The 22024-nt window shown below is 50.5% G+C and carries 17 protein-coding genes; 13 read left to right on the top strand and 4 right to left on the bottom strand.

Features of this window, described 5'->3' with window-relative positions; genetic code table 11:
• The first annotated feature begins 87 nt into the window (after positions 1-87).
• Entirely contained in the window at positions 88-894 is an 807-nt protein-coding gene (locus ACO0LC_RS11865) for an isocitrate lyase/PEP mutase family protein (protein WP_423003222.1), read from the top strand.
• Between the two features lie 130 nt (positions 895-1024).
• On the opposite strand, the gene ACO0LC_RS11860 is transcribed toward ACO0LC_RS11865, so the two are convergent.
• Both ACO0LC_RS11860 and ACO0LC_RS11855 read right to left on the bottom strand, forming a co-directional pair.
• Positions 1025-1510, bottom strand: a complete 486-nt coding sequence (locus ACO0LC_RS11860) for a GNAT family N-acetyltransferase (RefSeq protein ID WP_423003220.1) — start codon at positions 1508-1510, stop codon at positions 1025-1027.
• Positions 1507-1914, bottom strand: a complete 408-nt coding sequence (locus ACO0LC_RS11855) for a rhodanese-like domain-containing protein (protein WP_423003218.1) — start codon at positions 1912-1914, stop codon at positions 1507-1509. Before ACO0LC_RS11855 ends, ACO0LC_RS11860 begins: the two co-directional genes overlap by 4 nt.
• 302 nt (positions 1915-2216) lie before the next feature.
• On the opposite strand from ACO0LC_RS11855, the gene hutU reads away from it, so the two are divergent.
• The 9 genes from hutU to ACO0LC_RS11810 all read left to right on the top strand — a co-directional run bounded on the left by hutU (position 2217) and on the right by ACO0LC_RS11810 (position 16566).
• Entirely contained in the window at positions 2217-3917 is a 1701-nt protein-coding gene (hutU, locus tag ACO0LC_RS11850) for a urocanate hydratase (protein WP_423003216.1), read from the top strand.
• A gap of 215 nt (positions 3918-4132) precedes the next feature.
• Entirely contained in the window at positions 4133-5674 is a 1542-nt protein-coding gene (gene hutH, locus ACO0LC_RS11845; RefSeq protein ID WP_423003214.1) for a histidine ammonia-lyase, read from the top strand.
• 141 nt (positions 5675-5815) lie between these two features.
• Entirely contained in the window at positions 5816-6391 is a 576-nt protein-coding gene (locus ACO0LC_RS11840) for a HutD family protein (protein ID WP_423003212.1), read from the top strand.
• A complete protein-coding gene (gene hutI, locus ACO0LC_RS11835) occupies positions 6391-7614 on the top strand; it encodes an imidazolonepropionase (RefSeq protein WP_423003210.1) in 1224 nt (407 codons plus the stop codon). Before ACO0LC_RS11840 ends, hutI begins: the two co-directional genes overlap by 1 nt.
• A 118-nt stretch (positions 7615-7732) precedes the next feature.
• Positions 7733-11476, top strand: a complete 3744-nt coding sequence (locus ACO0LC_RS11830; protein ID WP_423003208.1) for a DUF748 domain-containing protein — start codon at positions 7733-7735, stop codon at positions 11474-11476.
• A gap of 195 nt (positions 11477-11671) precedes the next feature.
• The gene (locus ACO0LC_RS11825) at positions 11672-12064 is read left to right on the top strand and encodes a response regulator (RefSeq protein ID WP_423003206.1); all 393 of its coding nucleotides are present in this window, start codon (positions 11672-11674) and stop codon (positions 12062-12064) included.
• The gene (locus ACO0LC_RS11820) at positions 12065-13708 is read left to right on the top strand and encodes a diguanylate cyclase (protein WP_423003204.1); all 1644 of its coding nucleotides are present in this window, start codon (positions 12065-12067) and stop codon (positions 13706-13708) included.
• A gap of 145 nt (positions 13709-13853) precedes the next feature.
• Complete coding sequence (locus tag ACO0LC_RS11815; protein WP_423003202.1) at positions 13854-14735, top strand: phosphatidate cytidylyltransferase; 882 nt, start codon at positions 13854-13856, stop codon at positions 14733-14735.
• 28 nt (positions 14736-14763) lie between these two features.
• Positions 14764-16566: a bifunctional alpha/beta hydrolase/class I SAM-dependent methyltransferase gene (locus ACO0LC_RS11810; RefSeq protein WP_423003200.1), complete on the top strand. Its 1803-nt coding sequence runs from the start codon at positions 14764-14766 to the stop codon at positions 16564-16566.
• Here ACO0LC_RS11810 and ACO0LC_RS11805 read toward each other — a convergent pair.
• Positions 16514-17134, bottom strand: coding sequence for a CDP-alcohol phosphatidyltransferase family protein (locus ACO0LC_RS11805; RefSeq protein WP_423003198.1), 621 nt, complete (start codon positions 17132-17134; stop codon positions 16514-16516). The genes ACO0LC_RS11810 and ACO0LC_RS11805 overlap by 53 nt on opposite strands.
• On the bottom strand, positions 17131-18324 hold the full coding sequence (locus tag ACO0LC_RS11800; RefSeq protein WP_423003196.1) for a phosphatase PAP2 family protein: 1194 nt from the start codon (positions 18322-18324) through the stop codon (positions 17131-17133). The genes ACO0LC_RS11805 and ACO0LC_RS11800 overlap by 4 nt, the downstream gene beginning before the upstream one ends.
• A 41-nt stretch (positions 18325-18365) precedes the next feature.
• On the opposite strand from ACO0LC_RS11800, the gene ACO0LC_RS11795 reads away from it, so the two are divergent.
• The 3 genes from ACO0LC_RS11795 to ACO0LC_RS11785 all read left to right on the top strand — a co-directional run bounded on the left by ACO0LC_RS11795 (position 18366) and on the right by ACO0LC_RS11785 (position 21889).
• Positions 18366-19460, top strand: a complete 1095-nt coding sequence (locus ACO0LC_RS11795) for a hypothetical protein (RefSeq protein WP_423003194.1) — start codon at positions 18366-18368, stop codon at positions 19458-19460.
• 2 nt (positions 19461-19462) lie between these two features.
• Positions 19463-20182 (top strand): SDR family NAD(P)-dependent oxidoreductase, encoded by a 720-nt coding sequence (locus ACO0LC_RS11790; protein ID WP_423003192.1) that lies wholly within the window; start codon positions 19463-19465, stop codon positions 20180-20182.
• Between the two features lie 252 nt (positions 20183-20434).
• Positions 20435-21889 carry a tetratricopeptide repeat protein gene (locus tag ACO0LC_RS11785; RefSeq protein ID WP_423003190.1) on the top strand — a complete coding sequence of 485 codons (1455 nt, stop codon included), beginning with the start codon at positions 20435-20437 and terminating at the stop codon, positions 21887-21889.
• Positions 21890-22024: the final 135 nt, after the last annotated feature.

Genomic DNA, 22024 nt, shown 5'->3' with positions numbered 1-22024 from the left:
CAATGATGGCCGAATCCGGCGGGATATATCCTGTCGCATTGCTTAAGATGGCGATGTTTTTTACTTGACTCATATTCGGAGTTTTTCATGACAACTACAAGCTTCAGTACCTTCAAAGAACTACATGAGGGCAATACACCCTTGCTGCTACCCAACGCCTGGGATGCCGCCAGTGCTATCCTGTTCGAGCGTGATGGTGCCACTGCGATTGCCACTTCCAGTGCATCGCTGGCCTGGGCGCTGGGCTATGCTGACGGTGGCACCGTGCCACGTGAAGAATTACTGGCAGCTGTGCGACGCATTTTGCGCGTCATCAAAGTGCCTTTGTCTGTGGATATTGAAGAGGGTTATAGTGACGATGCTAACGCTGTTGCTGCGCTGGTGGCAGACCTGCAGCAATGCGGCGTGGCTGGCATCAATCTTGAGGATGGTGGTGGTACTCCTGAATTGTTGGTCGCAAAAATCAAGGCTATCCGTAGCAAGCTGGCTGGTGCTGAATTCTTCATCAATGCCAGGACAGATGTTTATCTGCGTGGATTGGCGAGTGGCGATGCTGCCCTGCAAATGGCAATCAGCCGTACGCAAGCCTACCAGGCGGCCGGAGCCAGCGCTGCGTTTTTGCCCGGGCTTTGCGATACTGCGATCATTTCTACAATTGCGCAGACACTCGACATCCCTGTCAACATCATGGCCGTGCCTGGCATGCCGGACATTAATCAATTGTTTGCTGCGGGTTGTCGCCGTTTTTCTCTGGGGCCTGTGCCTTTCCAGCTCGCTTATCACCACGGCAGGGAGGGGGTGCGGCAGTTTTTGCATCAGGGGCAGACAACTTCATTATTCAAACATGAGCTCAGTTATCCTTATATGAATGCGGCCTTGAATGTTGATGGCTAAAATGAACACCTGATAAGGTGTTGAAAAACAGATCATCCACGCTGGATGATCTGATGAAAAATATCCTATGCTGCTTTGCCCAAACGCATTCTTTTGGCTGCGTTCGCCATGCTGATTTCGTTTGAAAAATTTAGGGCGCAAGCTGCAATATCCATGCTTCCCAATCCCTTACCGGCTCACCACCTAGCTGTCTGTAAAACCGCTTTGCATTGCTATTGCCTGGCAGTACATCCCATTTTAATCTGCCACAACCATATTGCCTGGCGGCAGCTATCACGGCTTGCATCAGGGTACTGCCTATGCCAAGCTGGCGTGCCGGTGTGGTGACATACAATTCCTTGAGTCGCCAGTCTGGATGCAGGTCGTAGGTAAAAGCAACTTCGACGAGAACTGCGTAAGCCAGTAAGTCTCCTGTTGGTGTCGCCGCCACATAAGCCCTGAATTGCGGTCGCTCTGCATCCAGGCCGCGTACCAGCAAATCCTCGACGGTGACGCGAAATTCAGTCAGGTAGCCTTCAAAAACGGCCAGTTCTCGCATCAGTTGCAACAAGCCTGCCGCGTCAGCGGCGAGGGCGGGGCGTATGCAGAATGTCGATGGTTCTGTGATGGCACTCATGCCAGTTCAGTGACTTCTGTCGTCAGGCTAAAACCTTCATCCAGCCAGCCGGTGATGCCACCCACCATGATTTTGACGGGGCGACCCAGTTGCGCCAGCTTGATGGCTGCACGTGCTGCGCCATTGCAGTGTGGACCGGCGCAGTAAGTCACAAACAGGGTATCGGCTGGATAGCTGGCCAGTTTCGAGGCGATGATCTTGCCCCTGAGCAGGTTGATGGCACCTGGGACATGGCCCTTGGCATAAGACTCGGGGCTGCGTACATCTAGGATGACAAAGTCGGCATTGCCGCTGGAGAGTGCGTCATGGGCATCCCAGCAATCAGTTTCAAAGCGCAGCGTATCTGCAAAATGGGCGATGGCTTCTGTGCTGCTGGCTGCGGCGACTTCAGTAACGATGGACATGGGTTTTGCCTTTCATGTTGTGGTTGAAGATGTACTCATTGTCGGCTTCGCAGGCTTATCAGGGTAGTGGCGTTAACGGCATGATCCAGTAAGATCACGCCAAAGTGTGAAGCGTGAACATTTTTTAAAATACCTCGTATTTTTCGCTTGCAAAAGTTGTATATACAACTTAAACTTTCTTCCAGTGATTGAGCTTTGTCTGGTTTTTTGCGTTTTTGTGCACTTGGCCGGATTTTTATATTTGCGCGGTATTCCTGCTGTTTTACCGCTATCCTGTATGTAAAGATTGATGGAGAGAGACGATGAATAACGATCCACGCTGGGATGCCAGCCGCGAAATCCACGCCCCACGCGGCCCAGAAAAAACCTGCAAGACCTGGGTGGCCGAAGCGGCCTACCGCATGATCCAGAATAATCTTGACCCTGCTGTGGCAGAAAACCCCAAGCATCTGGTGGTCTACGGCGGCATAGGCCGCGCCGCCCGCAACTGGGAATGCTATGACCAGATACTGGCGTCACTCAGAGAACTCAATGAAGATGAAACCCTGCTGATCCAATCTGGCAAACCGGTAGGCGTATTCAAGACCCATGAAGATGCCCCCCGCGTGCTGATCGCCAATTCCAACCTGGTACCAAAGTGGGCCAACTGGGAACATTTCAATGAACTCGATCGCAAGGGCCTGTTCATGTACGGCCAAATGACTGCCGGTAGCTGGATATATATCGGTACGCAAGGCATCGTTCAGGGTACCTATGAAACTTTTGCTGAGGCAGGTCGCCAGCATTTCAATGGTGACTGGGGTGGCCGCTGGATATTGACAGCTGGCCTGGGTGGCATGGGTGGCGCGCAACCTTTGGCTGCCAGCTTTGCCGGTGCAGTATCTCTTAACATCGAATGCCAGCAATCCAGCATAGACTTCCGTCTGCGTACCCGTTATGTCGACAAGCAAGCCAAAGATCTGGATGATGCTCTGGCTTTGATCAAGCATCATTGCGACCGTAAAGAAGCAGTATCGATTGCCTTGCTTGGCAATGCCGCAGAAATATTGCCTGAGCTGGTCAAGCGCGCCAAAGCGGGCGGTATGAAACCTGATCTGGTGACAGATCAAACCTCTGCCCATGACCTCATTAATGGTTACTTGCCTATAGGCTGGACAGTGGCCGAGTGGAAGGCTGCGCAACAAGACGTTACCCAACATGCCAAACTGACTGCCGATGCTTCGCAAGCCTGTGCTGTACATGTACAAGCCATGCTCGACTTCCACGCCATGGGCATACCGACAGTTGATTACGGCAATAACATTCGCCAGGTGGCGTTTGATACTGGCGTCAAGAATGCCTTCGACTTCCCCGGTTTTGTACCTGCATATATCCGCCCCTTGTTCTGCGATGGCAAAGGCCCATTCCGCTGGGTAGCCTTGTCTGGCGACCCGGAAGATATCCGCAAGACCGATGCCAAGATCAAGGAACTATTCCCTGAAAATAAGGGCGTACACAAATGGCTGGAAATGGCTGGCGAGCGCATTGCCTTCCAGGGTTTGCCTGCACGTATTTGCTGGCTGGGCTTGGGTGAGCGTCATATTGCTGGCCTGGCTTTCAATGAAATGGTCAAGAATGGCGAATTGAAAGCACCGATCGTCATTGGTCGTGACCATCTGGACACAGGCTCAGTCGCCAGCCCCAATCGCGAAACCGAAGGCATGCGCGATGGTACGGATGCAGTATCCGACTGGCCATTGCTGAATGCTTTGCTCAATACTGCTGGCGGTGCCAGTTGGGTATCGCTGCATCATGGCGGTGGCGTGGGCATGGGTTACTCTCAACATTCTGGCATGGTCATTGTTGCAGATGGTACTGACGCTGCCGCCAAACGCCTGGCACGTGTACTGGTCAATGACTGCGGTTCTGGCGTCATGCGCCATGCGGATGCGGGCTATGAACAGGCTGTTGCTTGTGCTGAGCGTGAGGGGTTGAATTTGCCTATGATTAAGGGCGGTAAGTAAGCATAAGTGATTGGGATAATGCCGTAGGTTGGGCCGGGCCTCGCTAGGCTACGGTTTACCAGCCCAACACTCAGCGCTTAAAGAACGTATTTTTATCGAAGGCCCAGTGTTGGGCTGATGAGACGTAGCCTAGCGAGGCCCGGCACAACCTACACACGACACTGGGTTCCAGCCTGCGCTGGAACGACGACATTTAAAGTATTCAGGAAAAACACATGAGTAATCATTTTGAAATTCAACCCGGCCAATTCACACTGAGCGACTTGCGCTCTATCTGGATCAAGGCGCAGCCTTTGAAGCTGGCAGAGTCTGCCTATGCAGCCATCAATGCATCATCCGCGACCATCGATAAAATCGTTGCCAAGGGTGACGCTGCTTATGGCATCAATACCGGTTTTGGCAAGCTGGCCAAGACCCGTATCCCTGATGACCAGTTGGAACTTTTGCAGCGCAATCTCATCCTTTCGCATTCAGTTGGTTCTGGCGAATTTATTTCTGACGAGATCGTGCGCTTGATCCTGGCGATGAAGATTGCCAGCCTGGCGCGTGGTGTGTCTGGCATCCGTGCTTCTGTGATCGACAGCATGATCGCCATGTATAACGCAGGCATCATGCCGACTATCCCGGTCAAGGGCTCAGTTGGTGCATCCGGTGATCTGGCCCCTTTGTCGCACATGACCCTGGCTATGCTGGGTGAGGGCGATGCACGGGTGAATGGCAAGCTGGTGCCAGCTAAAGAAGCACTGGCCGCGGCCGGTATCAAGCCTGTGGTTCTGGCAGCCAAGGAAGGTTTGGCACTCATCAATGGTACGCAAGTATCCACTGCGCTGGCCTTGAATGGCCTGTTCCTGGCAGAGCGTTTGCTGGAAGCGGGCACCATTACTGGCTCCTTGTCGGTCGATGCTGCCAAGGGCAGTGATGCCCCGTTTGATGCTCGCATCCATAGCAGCCGTGGCCAGCCTGGCCAGATCGCGACAGCGCAGATTTATCGCAGCCTGCTGGAAGGCAGTGAAATCCGTCAGTCACATCTCGTCAATGATGAGCGTGTGCAAGATCCATATTGCCTGCGTTGCCAGCCACAAGTCATGGGTGCCTGCCTCGATATCATCAATAATGCGGCCCGCACTTTGCTGATAGAAGCGAATGCGGTGACGGATAATCCGCTGGTGTTCGTGGAAACCGGTGAAGTCATTTCTGGTGGTAACTTCCATGCAGAGCCTGTGGCTTTCGCGGCAGACACCCTGGCGCTGGCAATTGCAGAGATAGGTTCTATTTCTGAGCGCCGTATTGCCTTGTTGATCGATTCTTCTATCTCTGGCCTGCCGCCTTTCCTGGTGCCATCATCCGGCTTGAACTCTGGTTTCATGATTGCTCATGTGACGGCAGCAGCGCTGGCATCTGAAAACAAATCACATGCTCACCCATCCAGCGTGGACAGTATTCCGACTTCGGCCAATCAGGAAGACCATGTCAGCATGGCGACCTATGGTGCGCGCCGTTTGCATGAAATGGCCCACAACACGGCGACCATCGTTGGCATAGAATTGCTGGCCGCGGCTCAGGGTGTGGATTTCCATGCGCCCTTGCAAACATCCGCGATGTTGAAGCAAGTACATGCGCTTTTACGCGAAAAAGTAGCTTTCTATGACAAAGACAGGTTCTTTGCCCCAGATATAGAAGCAGCCAAAGCACTGGTCGTCGAAGGCCATTTGAGCGCACAATGCCAGCAGTTGTATCAGAATCTGTATTTGGCCTGATTTCTGGTTCTATTCTTTTGTTCTGATTCTGTTTGAAGGTTTGTATTAAGATAGTGGCTCTCTCGTCCGAGAGGGCCATTCTGTATTTTGCTGAAAGCTTTTGGATATATGCGCAAGTGGACAAAACTAGACTATCAAACCATGCCATGGAAAAATGGCGGCGGCAGCACGACTGAGCTGGCGATCTATCCAACTGGTGCTGGTCTCGATCATTTCATTTGGCGACTAAGTACTGCCGAAGTCAGCAGCAATGGCCCGTTTTCGCATTTTGCCCAGATAGACAGGACCTTAGCTATTTTGTCTGGTGATGGCCTGATACTGCATAGTGATAACGAGCAGGTTCATGGGCAGAGTGTCTTCCTCAAACAAGACAGCCTGCCGCACCAGTTCCGGGGTGAGACCCCCATCAATGCCGAACTCTTGCATGGTACCGTGCTGGACTTGAATATGATGACGCGGCGCGATGTCTGCACCCATCATATGCAAAGGCTGGAAGCTGGCAAGCATTTCATCGAAGCCAATGATGCCCAGCAGCTCTTGCTTTTCTGCGCAAAAGGCAGTGCTCGTCTTGCCACAGGTGAGACTTTGCAAGACTATGATTGCTGCCTGTTTGAAGAAGAGCATGAGCATAAGGGGATACGTCTGAACCTGCTTGCTGACGAAGATGCTGTGCTGTACCTGATACGCATACAATTCTTGAGCATGGGTGACAGCTGATGAGTGCTACAGTTTTATCCTGGGACAGTTTGTGGACCAACGTTCACCTGGCTTGTATGACTGATGGCTATGGTGAAGTCAGGGATGCTGCCATCGCCGTCAAGGATGGCAAGATCGCTTGGCTGGGCCCGCAAAGTGAATTGCCTGCCGGGTATGCCGCTGCTAAAACCCATGATGGCAAGGGTTGCTGGCTGACACCAGGCCTCATCGATTGCCACACTCATCTGGTGTATGCCGGTAACCGCAGCAATGAATTTGAAGCACGCCTGAATGGTGTCGCCTATGAAGAAATCGCCAGACAGGGTGGCGGTATCAATGCCACAGTGCGTGCCACCCGTGCTGCGAGTGAAGATGAATTGCTGGCGGCAACGCTGCCACGTCTGCATGCAATGCTGGCCGAAGGAGTGACTACGCTGGAAATTAAGTCCGGCTATGGCTTGGACCTGGAAACCGAGGCGCGCATATTGCGCGTTGCCAGACGCATAGGGAGTGAATTTCCGTTGCGCGTCAAGACTACATTTCTGGGCGCGCATGCCTTGCCGCCAGAATATGCAGGCAGGGCTGATGATTACATCAAACTGGTTTGTGAACAGATGTTGCCAGCTCTGGTGGCAGAAGATCTGGTCGATGCCGTTGATGTGTTCTGTGAAAAAATAGGCTTTACGCCAGCGCAGACGGAGTTGGTGTTCCAGGCGGCACAAGCGTTCGACTTGCCGATCAAGCTGCATGCTGAACAATTATCAGACCAGGGCGGCGCAGCATTGACGGCAAAATACCGGGGTTTGTCGGCTGACCATCTGGAATATTTATCAGATGAAGGCATAGCCGCCATGGCGGCCAGTGGCACGGTCGCGGTGCTCTTGCCAGGTGCTTTTTACTTTTTGCGCGAAACCAAATACCCGCCATTAGCTACCATGCGTGCGGCTGGCGTGCCGGTTGCGCTGGCAACGGATTGCAATCCTGGTACTTCACCCATGACTTCGCTGCTGCTGACCATGAATATGGCTTGCACACTATTCCGCATGACACCGCTTGAAGCCTTGCAAGGGGTGACTTGTCATGCAGCGCAAGCACTGGGCTTACAGGTGGAAACTGGCAGCCTGGAAGTGGGCAAGGCTGCGGATTTTGCTATATGGGATATCGCCAGACCAGCTGACCTGGCCTACCACATAGGGGGCAATCCTTTGCAGGCCAAGGTGTTTGCGGGCAAATTGCTGGCTTAGTATGCTTAAAATCTTTGCTGATTGACATTCTTTAACCCCGCAATTGCGGGGTTTTCTTTTTATCGCAGTCACTGGCGACTATAATCTTGTTTAGAACACAAACGCAGCAGACTACGCCATGACGACAATAAAACAGAAAATCACGAACGCAAACCAACGTTGGCATCTGGGGCGCTGGGCTGCAGGTTTTGCCGGGCTGCTGTTATTGCTGGTGGTATTGAGTTGGGCTTTTCTGCCGGGCATAGTCAAGCGTGTCGCCGCCGAACAAGTGCAGCAGCAAATAGGCCGTAAACTGGATATGGCAGAAATCCGTTTTTCGCCTTTTAAATTGGCGCTGACGATAGAAGGTTTGAATCTGTATGAAGCTGACCAGCACACGCCTGCCGTCAAAGTCAAGGAACTGGTGCTCAATCTCTCGCTGGCGTCCTTGTTCCGTCAAGCGCTCATCGTTGATGAGGTCAAGCTCGCTGAGCCGTATGTGCATATTATCCGCACTTCGGGAGCAGGCTATGGCCGATATAATTTCAGCGATGTCCTCGATAAAATTGCTGCCATGCCCAAGAGCGAAACGCCTGCCAAGTTTTCACTGGCGAACTTGCAATTGGCGGGCGGTCGCATAGAGATAGATGACAAGGTCGTTAATGAGCAATTCAAGATAGAAGCTTTGCAAATCGGCGTGCCATTTGTTTCCAACTTTCCAAATCAGGTGGAAAGTTTTGTCGAACCCATGCTGTCGGCAAAAGTAAATGGCTCGCATTTTTCCCTGAAGGGCAGGGCCAGGCCATTTGCTAATAGTCTGGACACTTCTTTGGCGATAGATCTTGATAAACTGGATCTGACCCAGTATTTGCCCTATGTGCCCATGGCCATGCCGGTACAGATAAGCAGCGCCAAACTATCCACCAAGCTGGACCTGATTTTTAGCCGTAAGAATACTCATCCAGAATTGTTGCTGGCAGGTGAGGTGCATCTGGATGACGTCGACGTCAATGACAAATCTGATGCTCCTTTGCTCAAACTGGCGAGCTTGCATGCACAAATTAAGCAAGTCAATGTCATGACGGCAGCTGTCAATATCAGCAAGCTGGAATTGAACGCACCAGAGCTGTGGCTGGATATTAATCAGCAGGGGCAATTGAATTGGGCCAACCTGGCCGATCAGGGAAAAACACCAGCAAAAGCTGATGGCAAGAACGCTGTTGCGTCAGTTGCTGCCAGTGCTGCTTCCACTTCTGTTGCTTCTTCAATGGCAACGACAGCACCCAAACCACATAGCCCCTTGCTGCAACTGGTCGAGTTACAAGTCGCCAAAGGGCAAGTGCATTTTCGCGATGCCAAGCATGCTGTGCCAGCGCAAATCATACATTTACAAGATATCAGTTTGAAAGCTCAGCATTTCTCATCTGCTGCCGATGCCAAGCCAGTACCTTTCAAGTTGGTGTTGAATGGCGAACATGATGAAAACCTGGCACTGGAAGGTGAAGTCCAACCCGTGAATGGCAGTCTCAAAGCCCAACTTGCCTTGAATGCCTGGTCACTGGCTACTTATCAGCCTGTACTGAATAATTATTTGCTGGCCAATGTGAACGGTTTGCTTGAGGCCAAGGCGCAACTGCAAGTGCAAAATGGTATGCTGCAAGTGGATGACCTGGGTTTGAAGCTCGCGCAATTCAGCATCAAACCCAAGTCTGCCGATGATGGCAGCATCAGCCTGAAGGCATTAACGATAGACAAGCTCAGCCTGAACATGGAGAGTAAGCAAGTCAATATAGCGAACATCTTGCTGGATGGACTGACAAGCGATATACGACGAGATGAGCAGGCGGTATTGAATGTTAAAAAATGGCTGCGCGCCAACCAGACAGCGCCCACAAGCGCACCTGTGGCTACAGAGGGGAGTGCGGCCAGCACCCGTGCTGCATCGGCCTGGAAAGTTAATCTTGCAAGCCTGGATTTCAAGGATGGTGCGTTCAGCTTCAATGACAAGTACATGTCGCCTGAGGTAAAGCTGAAGCTTGATGGTTTTAGCTTGCATGCTGAAAAACTCAGCAGTGATATGTCTCAAGCGGTCAAGATGAGCTTGCAGACCAATATAGGTAAAAAATCCAAACTCAGCCTCGATGCAACAGCGTCCAGCCAGCTAAAAAATATCGCCATGAACCTGGATGGCCAGGGCTTGCCAGTATCTGCCTTGTTCCCTTATGTCTCACCCTATGTGAACGCGGCCCTGACACGAGGCCGTGCCGATCTCAAAGGGAAGCTGAATCTGAATAATGTGCTCGATAGCAGCAGGCAAATCAATTACGACGGTATGTTGGCGCTGAATGACTTCCACTTGCTGGAAAACGGTGCAGATGAAGATTTCCTGGAGTGGAAAAATATATCCATGGATGGCATTAGTGCACAGATAGGTGGCGACAAGCAGTTGGTCACACTGAAAAAACTGGCGCTCAATGATTTTTATGCACGTGCCATTTTATCTGCCAAAGGCAAGTTGAATATACAAACCATACTCAGCACAAAAAAAATGGATGCTGAAGAGGGTGAGGCTGGTACAAGCGCTCAGATGGCAAAGGCGGACGACACGACAGCCAAGCCCGTCATCAGTAAGACTGCTACCAGCAATATCGTGACAGTACCTTTGCCAGCCAAGCCAGAGAAAGCTAACCCTGTCATCATACGCATAGCCCAGACCACGTTGAGCGGTGGCAATATCAACTTCACTGATAATTTCGTCAAGCCGAATTACACCGCCAACCTGACTGGAGTGGCGGGGACCATAGGTGCCATTGCCTCCGATAGCAATCAGCCAGCGACCATAGAATTGAATGGCAAGGTCGATGATGATGCACCCCTGGTGATATCAGGTGCCCTGAACCCGCTGTCCAATCCCATCTTCATGGATGTCAAGGCCAGTGCCAATGGCCTGGAACTGACCCGACTCACGCCTTATGCAGCCAAGTATGCTGGTTATGCCATAGAAAAGGGCAAGCTGTCCATGCAGGTGTCTTACCGTATAGAAAACCAGCAATTGCAGGCAGAGAATGATGTAAGGCTGGATCAATTGACTTTTGGAGAAAGAGTAGAGAGCCCGTCTGCAACAAAGCTGCCTGTGATGCTGGCGGTAGCCTTGTTGCGTGATAACCAGGGCCGGATTTCCATCAATCTGCCTATTACTGGCTCCTTGTCTGATCCACAATTTTCAGTTGGCGGCATCATTTTCAAGGTCTTCATGAACGTGATTACCAAGGCCGTGACCTCACCATTTGCTTTATTGGGGTCGATGTTTGGTGGCGGCGAAGAGCTGGCCTATACCGAATTTTTACCTGGGCAAAGCAGCCTGACGCCTGCTACTACGGCCAAGCTGGATACTTTGGCCAAGGCACTCAAGAATCGTAGCGGTCTGAAACTGGACATCATAGGCCGGGTAGAGCCTGCAACAGATGGCGATGGCATACGCCAATTATTGCTGCTGCAAAAAATGCGCGAGCTGAAATGGAAAGACGTGCACCAAAAAGACCGTACCGTTAAAAAAGACGATATCGTCATTACAGATGCTGAAAAGGTCAAATATCTGGAAGAAGTTTATCAGGCAGAAAAATTCACCAAGCCACGCAATGCCATAGGCATGGCCAAGACTTTGCCAAGTGCAGAAGCAGAAAAAATGATACTTGCCAATACCCAGGTGACGCCGGATGCCTTGCGCGCCCTTGCACAAAAACGTGCAGATGCAGTGCGTGACTACCTGGAAGATGTGGTTGGCATAGAAAGAGAAAGATTATTTCTGATCGCTCCCAAATTGAATGCCGATGGCATCAAGGACAAAGGGAGCCCCAGTCGCGTGGATTTTCTGCTGAAATAAGTGCTCAGCCAGATAAGAAAACCATTGCTGTAATGATATTGTTTCTTTTGTGAAAGCAGTCTTTGTACCCTCAGACCTGCGAAAAACATACTTCTTAGCCAATATCAGACACACCGCAAGATTTATTGTTGTTTTGTAGGTAATCTTGATTTATCCTGATTTTATCTGTTTTACCAATTGCAATAAGGAGTAGCAATGACTTCTGCAACGCTCGCCAGCATTTTGTATGTCGAAGATGATGCTGATATACAAACCGTGGCACAGATTGCTTTGGAAGTAGTAGGTGGCTTTAGTTTAAAAACCTGTAGTTCGGGGGCACAGGCTATTGCTGAAGTCAGTGCAGGTTTTGTTCCTGACCTCTTGCTTCTGGATGTCATGATGCCTAACATGGATGGCCCGACCACCCTGGCTGAATTACGCAAATTGCCTATCACAAAGACTACACCTGTTATTTTCATGACTGCCAAAGTGCAGTCATCGGAAATGGAATTTTATAAATCGCTGGGCGCCATAGGCGTGATTGCAAAACCGTTTGATCCTATGGAACTATCAATTCAGGTGCGGGGCTTATGGCAGGAGAAAGCCTAAATGTCTGACAAAAATGATAGCCTGCAAGAAAAATTGCGTGCTCTCGAGGCTATTTTTTTACAAAAATTGCCTTCCAAATTTGATGAGATTACGCAAACCTTGCAAAAGGTCGTAGAACAACCAGATGACAAAGAGTCCATGGTCGTCCTGCACCGGCACCTGCATACTATGGCAGGTTCTGCCGGCACCTTTGGCTTTGCAGAAATAGGAGCCCAGGCCCGGGTATTTGAATCCACCCTGAAACCTCACCTTGAGGGCAAAACCTGGCAAGCCGAGGAATTGAAAGCTTATGCCGATGAGGTCAATCGCTATTTTGAATATGCTTTGCAGCACGACAATGTACCAGTCAATGGTGTTGCCGAAAGCGTGCAGGAAGAAGAGCGTGATAGTAGCGACCCGCATCTGATTTATCTGGTTGACGAAGATGAAGCGCAAAATCAGGAAATCACGGTGCAACTTGAGCATTTCGGTTATGAAATAGTGCGCATCAATCACCTGGGCGCGCTGGCCAAGGCAGTAGCTACCCGACGGCCTCATGTGATTGTCATAGAATTGAGTTTCCCGGAAGGCAAGGTTGCTGGCGCAGAAGAGATAGCCCGTATCAAACAGATAGAGCGCTTTCGCATTCCTACTGTATTTGTTTCGCGCTCCAGCAGTTTTGATTCGCGATTATTGGCAGTACGTGCCAGCGGCGATGGTTATTTTACCAAGCCTGTTGATGTCGTCGCCTTGACTGAGCGTATAGAATCCCTGTTGCAACTCGACGAGAACAAGGGTTATCGCGTCCTCATTATTGATGACGATGCGGTTACGGCGAAGTTTTATGGAGCGATTTTGCGTGATGCAGGCATGAATGTCTACCTGCTTAATGATCCTACGCAAATATTGACAGTCATGACGGACTTTCGCCCTGAATTACTGCTCATGGATATTTATATGCCAGTGTGCAGCGGTGTCGAGTTGTCACGCCTGATCAGGCAAGACAATTCCTATGTCGACGTGCCTATCGTATTTTTGTCCAGCGAAGCTGATCTAAGCAAGCAACTCGATGCTGTCAGGGCCGGGGCTGACGATTTCATTACCAAGCCAGTGGCGCCGGAATACCTGAAATCATCCATTGCTTCCAGGGCTGAGCGTTATCGTTCTTTGCGTGCCCTCATCATGCGCGATGGTTTGACTGGTTTGTTCAATCACACTGCCATCAAGGAACAATTATCGTCAGAGATATCGCAGGCTGGCCGCACTGGTTCACCGCTGGCATTGGCCATGATAGATCTGGATAATTTTAAATATATCAATGATACCTATGGCCATCCTGCGGGAGACCAGGTTTTGCGCACTTTGGCCAGACTCTTGCGCCAGCGTCTGCGACGTAGCGATATCGTAGGCCGTTATGGCGGTGAGGAATTTGCTGTGATCTTCCCGGATACCAATGCGACTACTGCCCGCCGGGTACTTGATCAAGTCCGGCAGGCATTTGCCAAAATACAGCAGCATTGCGAAGGAGGGCACTTCTCTGTAAGTTTCTCGGGCGGTGTGGCTGATCTTGAGTCTACCCTGGATGCAGACGAATTATTTGATATTGCTGATGCCGCCATGTATGTGTCCAAGCAGGAAGGCAGGAATCGCATTAGTCTGGCTTGATCTTCTGCTACGGCATAACAGGCCAATCAACTTGGCCTGTTATGTTTCAGACGCAGGATAGACCCTGCTTGTTTCCAATGCTTACATATTCAAAAAGCAAGTTCGGTGTACACTGAAACATCTTCATCGTTGTTCAGGTTGATTAGTGTTTCCAAAATTTCTTCTCGGCAACCCTACTCTGGGTGCCATGTTGATGCTCTACCTGCTTCTGGCTTTCGCAAGTGTTAGCGTGGGCAGGCATAGCTCGCCCGAGAGTCAGTTACGCAAACAGGTCAATGCCTGGTGGTTTCTTTTTCCTGTTGTCAGCCTGAGCCTGTTTTTGTATCCAGTTGGCCCCTTATTGATGGCGTTGCTCATTGTACTGCTGGCAGTGCGAGAATTATCCCTGCACTATACCGGGCCACGCTGGCGCTTTCTCTTGCCTTGTCTGTTACTCGTGTTGCTGCAAGTTGCCTTGCAATATGCAGACAGCTTCGATTCCAGCCTGATTTTGCCAGCCTTATTGTGCATGCAAGCCTTGCAGTTCTTCATCTGGCGGCGACGTAATCAGTTACTCTTGATGTTGTTCTTGCTGCTTTGCTATGGCTTGAGCTTCATGCTGGAGTTGTTGACGCTGCCGTTTTCTAACGAAGTCAGGATGGCCTGGTTTTTTTACCTGTTTGTCGTCACTGCCTTGAATGACATCGCCCAGTTTGTCAGTGGCAAAATTTTTGGTAAACAAACCATAGCTCCGACCATCAGTCCAAATAAAACTGTACAGGGTTTGATGGGTGGCGTGCTGATTTCCATGTTGGTATCGACCGGCCTAGGCATGTATTTACACTTGGCCAGCACTAGCTATTTGCTGTTAATGGGGATCTTGTTGTCGCTTGGCGGCTTTGCTGGTGACCTGATTTTTTCGGCAGCCAAACGCTATCTGAAGATTAAAGATTTTTCTGAATTGATACCCGGCCATGGTGGCATACTGGACAGGGTGGATAGCCTGGTCTTGACCGCCCCCTTGCTGTATCTGGGTCTCCTGTTCTGAAAAATGAATATTTAAAAAAGGACTATGCATGACAACAGAATTGCAAACAAAATGGCTGTGCAGTGAATCTGGCTTTGACAGCCATGACAGCACGCGTTTGTTTTACCGCATCTGGCAACCGCTAGCTATTCCAGCCAGGCAAGAGCAAAAAGCCCTTATATTTTTACACCGCGGGCATGAGCATTCTGGTCGTATAGGCCCACTGGTGGAACAATTTGGTTTTACCAATGACTGGACATTTGCCTGGGATGCGCGTGGCCATGGCAATTCGCCTGGCGAGCGTGGTGATGCGCCAGATTTTCAAACCATGGTGCGCGATTTTGACAGTTTCATCAATCATCTACACCAAGGCTATGGCATCGCCAAAGAAAACATGCTCATCGTGGCTAACAGTGTAGGAGCAGTGATTGCTGCTACCTGGCTGCATGACTATGCGCCGCGTGTGCGTGGTGTGGTCATGGCGGCTGCGGCATTTGATATCAACCTGTATGTACCATTGGCCAAGCCAGCGCTACGTTTTGCCACCTGCTTCAAACCTGATTTGTTTGTCACCAGCTATATACGTTCCTCCATGCTCACGCATTCTGCTGAGCAGGCCAAAGCCTATGATGCGGACCCGCTGATTACCAAGAATATTTCTGCAAGAGTTTTGCTGGACTTGGCCGACACTGCCAAGCGCGTGGTACAGGATGCCCAGGCGATCGATGCACCAGTGCTGATGCTGGTCGCTGACAAAGATTATGTGGTCAAGCAGGCACCGCAAAAGCAGTTCTTTGAGAGTATCTCTTCCACACTGAAACGCTATGTCCTCATAGAAAACTGCCATCATGCGATTTTTTATGAGAGTGAAAACCAGGTGCAGCAAGCCATACAGGCGGCGAAGGATTTCATTGTCGAATGCTATGCCAAAGAGCCGTTACCTTTGCAGCATTACTTCAAGGCGGATACCTTAAGCCAGAGCGCCCGCCAGTACCAGGCACTACAGCAAGGTAAATTGGGCGGAGCGCTGGAAAATGCCTTTTACGGCATGCAAAAATTCATGCTCAGTCACTTGGGCAAACTCAGCAATGGCATGCGCATAGGTTTGGAACATGGCTTTGATTCCGGTGCATCATTGGATTATGTCTATCGTAACCAGGCTGGTGGTCGTTTGCTGATCGGTGGCACGATAGACCGTGGCTATCTGGATGCGATAGGCTGGCGCGGCATACGCCAGCGTAAGGCGCAGATGCAGCAGACCCTGTCTGACCTGATACAGCAATGCCCGGCAGACCAGCCGGTGCGCATACTTGATATTGCAGCTGGTGGTGGCCGCTATGTGCTGGAAACCATCAAGCGCTTCCAAAATCGCGATATAGAAATCAGCCTGCGTGATTTTGACCAGGCCAATCTGGATCAGGCCAAGTTGCTGGCAGAGCGTTTACAGCTAAAAAACAAGATCAGCTACCAATGCCGCGATGCCTTTGCCGCAACCAGCTATCTGGTTGAAGAAGATGCCTATGACATTGTTATCGTCTCGGGCTTGTATGAGCTGTTCAGCGACAATGTGCTGGTACTGGCATCCCTGCGTGGTATACAGCAACAATTGAAAATTGGGGGGCATTTGGTGTACACCGGCCAGCCATGGCACCCGCAGTTGTTGATGATCGCCAAGACACTCAATAGCCTGAGAGGACAAGCTTGGCAAATGCGCCCACGTCCACAGGCTGAGATGGATGCCCTGGTCGCCAGCATAGGGTGCAAAAAAATTGCCACCCAACTTGGCATAGCCGGAATATTTACGGTGTCGGTGGCGCAGCGTGATGCGGCAATGCCCGTTTTATCCGATTGAACAAAGTCCAGAATAAAAGCAGCAGGACGACAATCAATACGGCATTGAGCCAGATTGCAGGTAGTTGAAACGCTACCAGCAAGGCCAGCAAACCAAAGGCAAAAGCGCGGTCGCTTTTGCCCATGGGGCCATCAAAGCGGCGTTTGGAACCTGCCAATAAGGCCGCCACGCCAGCAAACTCTGTCAACAGTGCCAGCATGGCGACTGCCATCAGCAAGGGTATTTGTATACCTGTCACCAGGGCAAAAGGCAAGACCAGGGCCGCATCTGAGACCTGGTCGCCAAGCTCATTCAGGATGGCACCAAACGCTGTTTTTTGCTGGGTGAAATTTGCCAGCATGCCATCTATCGCATTCAACGCCATACGCACAAACATGAAGATCGGCAAGCCCAGCCACAAGCTTTTATTTTGTGGATAACAGGCCAGCGCAATACCATAGATGATGGACAAGCACATCGCCAGCAAAGTGATTTGATTCGGTGTGACATGTCGCTTTGCCAGACCCGCCAGCAAAGGTTGCAGCAATTGCTGGAAGCGCGGCTTCAACTGGTAAATGGAAAAGCTCATGACTTGCTTAGTACTCCTTGTGACATATACAGTTTGGCCAGCAATATACATCGGCTATAACCCATGGCGCAATGCAGGTATACCGTTTTGCCATCAGCGATTTCTGCGCGCAGGCGCTGCAAAATCTCGTTCATTGCTACGCTTGTTGGTGTTGTCAGGTCCAGCAGAGGGTAATGCCAGTAGGCATGACTACGCAAAGCAGGGGTTTCACTGAGTTCATTTGCCAGGTCTATGATGCTGCAATCTGATGGCAGTTGTGCTGCTTCTTTAGCACTCAGGCGGCGGCCTACCAATAATTGTTCAGTCAGCTTGATAATCACAGGCTTGCGTCGCTCCCGCCACGCCACGGCATACCAGGTCAGCTGGTAACCAATCAGATAAGGTGCATATAAAAGCCAGATCCACCAGGGATGCTGTCCCTTTTTCTTGTGCAGGAAATACCGGTCGCGGCGATAGTAAGCCAGACTGACCAGCAGCAGGCTGCACGCAATATATAGGGCAAACAAATTGTGCCTGGCGAGGACACCTGTAATCAGGAGCAGGCTGGCCAATATCAGGTAATAGAATGCGACCTGGGGTTCAGTCTTTTTCGGCGTGACCAGTAGCATGCAAAGCCAGCCAAGCAAGAGACCGGCTAGCACATCCAGCAGATGGTGCTGGTAAGTGAACAGGGTAGAGATGGCGGTCAGTAATAACCAGGCTGCCAGGGCTATGCGCAGGGGGGTAGATCGCACATGTCTGCGCAAGGCGGTCCAAAATAATACGCAGTAAGCAACATGCAGGGATGGTAATTGATTATACGGTTTATCCATCAAGGCCAGATAATCATATAGATAGGCGCACCATGCAGATGAAATGGCAGGTCGGGGCCAACTGAATTGCAAGGGGTAGAGCACAAAGATGAAGGCCGCTATGATCGTTGCTAACAGCAGGCGCTGGCTGAGCAAGCGCAATTGATCCTGGCTGCTGACCATGAAGAAGGCCAGGCAAAAAAATAGACCAGAACTCAGGTAGGGCAAGATCATCCATTGTAAAAATGGGATACCAGCCTCAAATGGCAAGACAGCGTGACGACTGACGCCCAAATGCTGTGCCAGCGCATTAGCGGTCAGATAACACAGGGCAAACGTCAAGGAATTCAGCAACAAATGACGCAAGCGGTGTTGCACAGTTGCAGGAGTGGACGGCATTTAAGATGCGTATGGTCTTAACAGTGTGATATTTTAGCAGGATGAATCAAGTTAAAAAATATAAACGCTGCATGGTATTTGCAGGTGGTGGTTTTCGTTTTGGTATTTATCTGGGTATGTACGCAGCAGCCTGTGAGGCTGGTCGTGCGCCGGATCTACTGCTGGCCAGCTGTGGCGGTGCCATCGCAGCCAGTATTATTTCTGGTTTTCCTGATGATGCTCAGCGCAAGGCATGGCTCAATTCGGAAGACATGTACCATTACTGGAGCGGCTTGCAATCCTCTCCCAGGGCTGGCATAGTCCGCACCCTGGCCCTGGCGGCCAAGCGTGGTTTTTCACGCGACTCTGCTGCGACCATACCAGACCTCTTCAATGAATACCTGTTTGAAATCCCGCCAGAATTGCCTTTGCCCAAGCTAGCGGCCAGCGAGCAATCAGTCGCTACCGCCATCATAGGTGGCAAACTGCTGTTTGATGAAAACCAAGTCGGGCAGCCACGTGGTCAGCGCAAATTATTTGCCGAAACCGTTTTTTGCGAGCCACGAGCCGCAGCTTTGCTGGATGGCATGGCTTCACCGCTGGCAGATGCGCGTTGGGGCGAGCATGCCATCTCTGAAGACTTATTATGTGATGTGCAAACGCCAACCAGCCTGGCGGCACGCATTTCCATTACGGACATGTTCTACTTCCGTTGCCACGCCCATGCCAACGGACATTATTTTGGCGGCGTGCTGGACTTGTTCCCCATAGAAGTGGCCAGACGCCTGGCTGATGAAGTCATGATGGAATTCAAGCAAAGCTTCGATCAGGCTTTTTCCATCCCTGCCTGGCGCACAGTCCTGGGCCTGGATGGAAATGCTCGTTTACGCTATGTGAATGGTCAGCCCGTCGATGTGCGTATCGATACTTCAGACGTGGCGACAGTGCTGGACAAAGAAGCCGTGCAAAAGAAACTGGATTGGCTGCGTAACCGCATCACTTTGCAAATGCCAAAAAATCATGCCACCTATGTCGCCTATATGGAGGCACAATGGCGATATGGCTATGCACGTGGCATGGAAGCCTTTACCCGCAAGGCAGCGTATGACGAAACCATGATACGCAGCAGTGATAAATATAGCCGGGGCATGGCCTGAGCATGAATATCATGGTGATAGGCGGCACCAGTGGCATAGGCCTGGCCCTGGCCCGCCACTATTTGCAGCGCGGCGACAGGGTAGCAGTCTGTGGCCGCGACCTGCAACGCCTGCCTGAGGATTTTCACGGTGCAGTCAGTTACCAGCTTGATATCGCAGATCGCGCCAGCTTGTCTCAAGCCATCGATGATTTTGCTGCGCAAAGACTTGACATGCTGATCGTCACTGCAGGTATCTATTTCAATACCCGCAGCCATTTGCTGGATGAGGCAGCGACTTTGCATATGTTGCGCACCAATGTCAGCGGCCTGAGTCATGCTTTTGAACTGGCAGCTGAAAAAATGCTCGCACAAAAGTCAGGCCAACTCGTGGCTATTTCATCGGTTGCGGGGTTGCTGCATGACTATCCCGGCGCATCTGTCTATAGCGCGACCAAGCGCAGTGTATTGAGTTTGTGCGATACCTACCGCATTGCACTCAAACCTTTTGCCATTGCCGTGACAGCTATCGTGCCTGGTTATATTGATACCGCAAAGTTGCGCGCCTTGAATGAGGGCGATGCCAGTCACAAGCCTTTTATCATGTCTGAGCAGCAGGCGGTGGCTCTGATTGTGGATGCGATTACTGCGCGGCGCGACAGGGTCGTGTTTCCCTGGCAGATGAAGTGGCTAATTGCGACATTGAATCTGTTGCCGAGATGGGTGTTGAAGTTAAGGAAGTAGGGCATCTTTTAAAGACGCCTTTCATGTCAAATGCAACAGTCTTAGTGGTGTCATTCCTCTGTATTTTAAGCAGGAATCTAACGGCGTTCATCGCATTCTGTGCAGGTTCATTTATCTCAGATGCGTAGCCAGGTTGACCCTTGTGGTGCACTCCAATTCTCTTGCGCAAGGATCTCGATCAGTTAGGCGAGATTTTTTTCCGATAGAGACCCTGTGCGTATAGGAATTGCGAAAATCAAAAGTGGCATCAACTTGAGTCTCAAAAATCTTTATAATTTGGCACATGATTTTTTTGTGGATACCGCAATCCATACGACATATGCAAAATTGAGAGAAGAGATGAGTAAAGAAAACATTGATGTCAAAATGATCGAATGCCGCATTTCAGGAAGTAGTTTATTGCGTGCAATTTGCCTGGCATTCTTGATGTACAGCGCAGCAGGCATGTCGACCGCAAGTGAAAAAGATGCGAAGCCCGGAGGCAGTGTAGTACTTGATGAGGCGAAGATTCAGAGCATACGTGAGAAAGCCTTCAAGGGCGACGCAGATGCTCAATACCAAATGGGTCTGATGTATGCAACAGGCAAGGGTGCTGCTCAAAACTATGATGAGGCATTGAGATGGTTTCGTCCTGCGGCTCAACGTGGCTCGGCAAAGGCCGAGACATCCATGGGATTTATGTACGCCAATGGATTTGCTGTCACGAAGAGTGATGCCCAGGCGCTGTATTGGTATGAAAAGGCTGCGAATCATGGCGACCCTGTCGCACAGAATAATTTAGCAATGCTGTATGACCAGGAGATAGGAAATCAGCCACATTCCAAGGACGCCAGCAAGGCATTGAAGTGGTACCGGAAAGCGGCAGAGCAAGGCGTAGTCGCTGCTCAGGCACGTCTGGGCTTCATTTACATGACAGGTGAAGATATTGCCAGGAATGGCGATGAAGCATTTACCTGGACCAGCAAGGCCGCCAGACAAGGGCACCTGGAATCGATGGCCAATCTGGGTTATTTATATGAGCAAGGTTTTGGTGTAAAACAAAATTATGCTGAAGCCTTGAAATGGTATCAGACGGCTGCCAATGCGGGCTCTCCTATGGGTGAATTCAACATTGCTCACTTATACCAGGAAGGTCTGGGTGTAGAGAAAGACAGTGCTTTGGCCTTAAGCTGGTATAGAAAAGCGGCCGATCATGGAATGGCGGAAGCGTGGACGCGTTTGGCGAGTGCCAGCCGTCGTGGTGAGGGAACGATAAAAAATCAAGCTGAAGCAATGAGGCTGTACCGGATTGCAGCCGATATGGGTAGCGTCAACGCGCAGCATGGTCTTGCTTACATGGATGGCGATGGCGTCCCGCAAGATGATATAGAAGCGGAAAAGAGGTTTGAACAGGCCGCTGATCAAGGTGACGTCGAAACACAATTTCTGCTTTTTAAGTTTTATCTTGACAGGTATGACAGGAGTGGAAACCTTGGGGCAGAGTCTTTCTTTAAAAAATCTGCTAACTCAGTCAAAGCCTATAAGTGGCTTTTGATTGCAAAGTCAAACTCGATAAAAGATTGCAAGGTTTGCAAAACTGCTGACAGTTATTTACAAATAGCTGATTTAGCCATGACAGCAAAAGATATCAAGCAAGCAAAGGACTATGTAATCGAGTGGAAGACAAGATTTTCGAAAAGGTCACGAAAAGAAATATTACCGCTCTAGTCAAGTATTGTCAGTGCATACAGTGGTATGCCCGCTTTTATCGACAGCTTTGAAAAAGAAAATCGTCCATGACACTTATTTCATGGACGATTTTCAATGTCACAATCAGCAAACACTACTGATCAAACGCAAACA

The organism is Undibacterium sp. JH2W, from assembly GCF_049340425.1.
Classification (GTDB): Bacteria; Pseudomonadota; Gammaproteobacteria; order Burkholderiales; family Burkholderiaceae_D; genus Undibacterium.
This window is presented reverse-complemented; position numbering and strand designations above follow the sequence as displayed.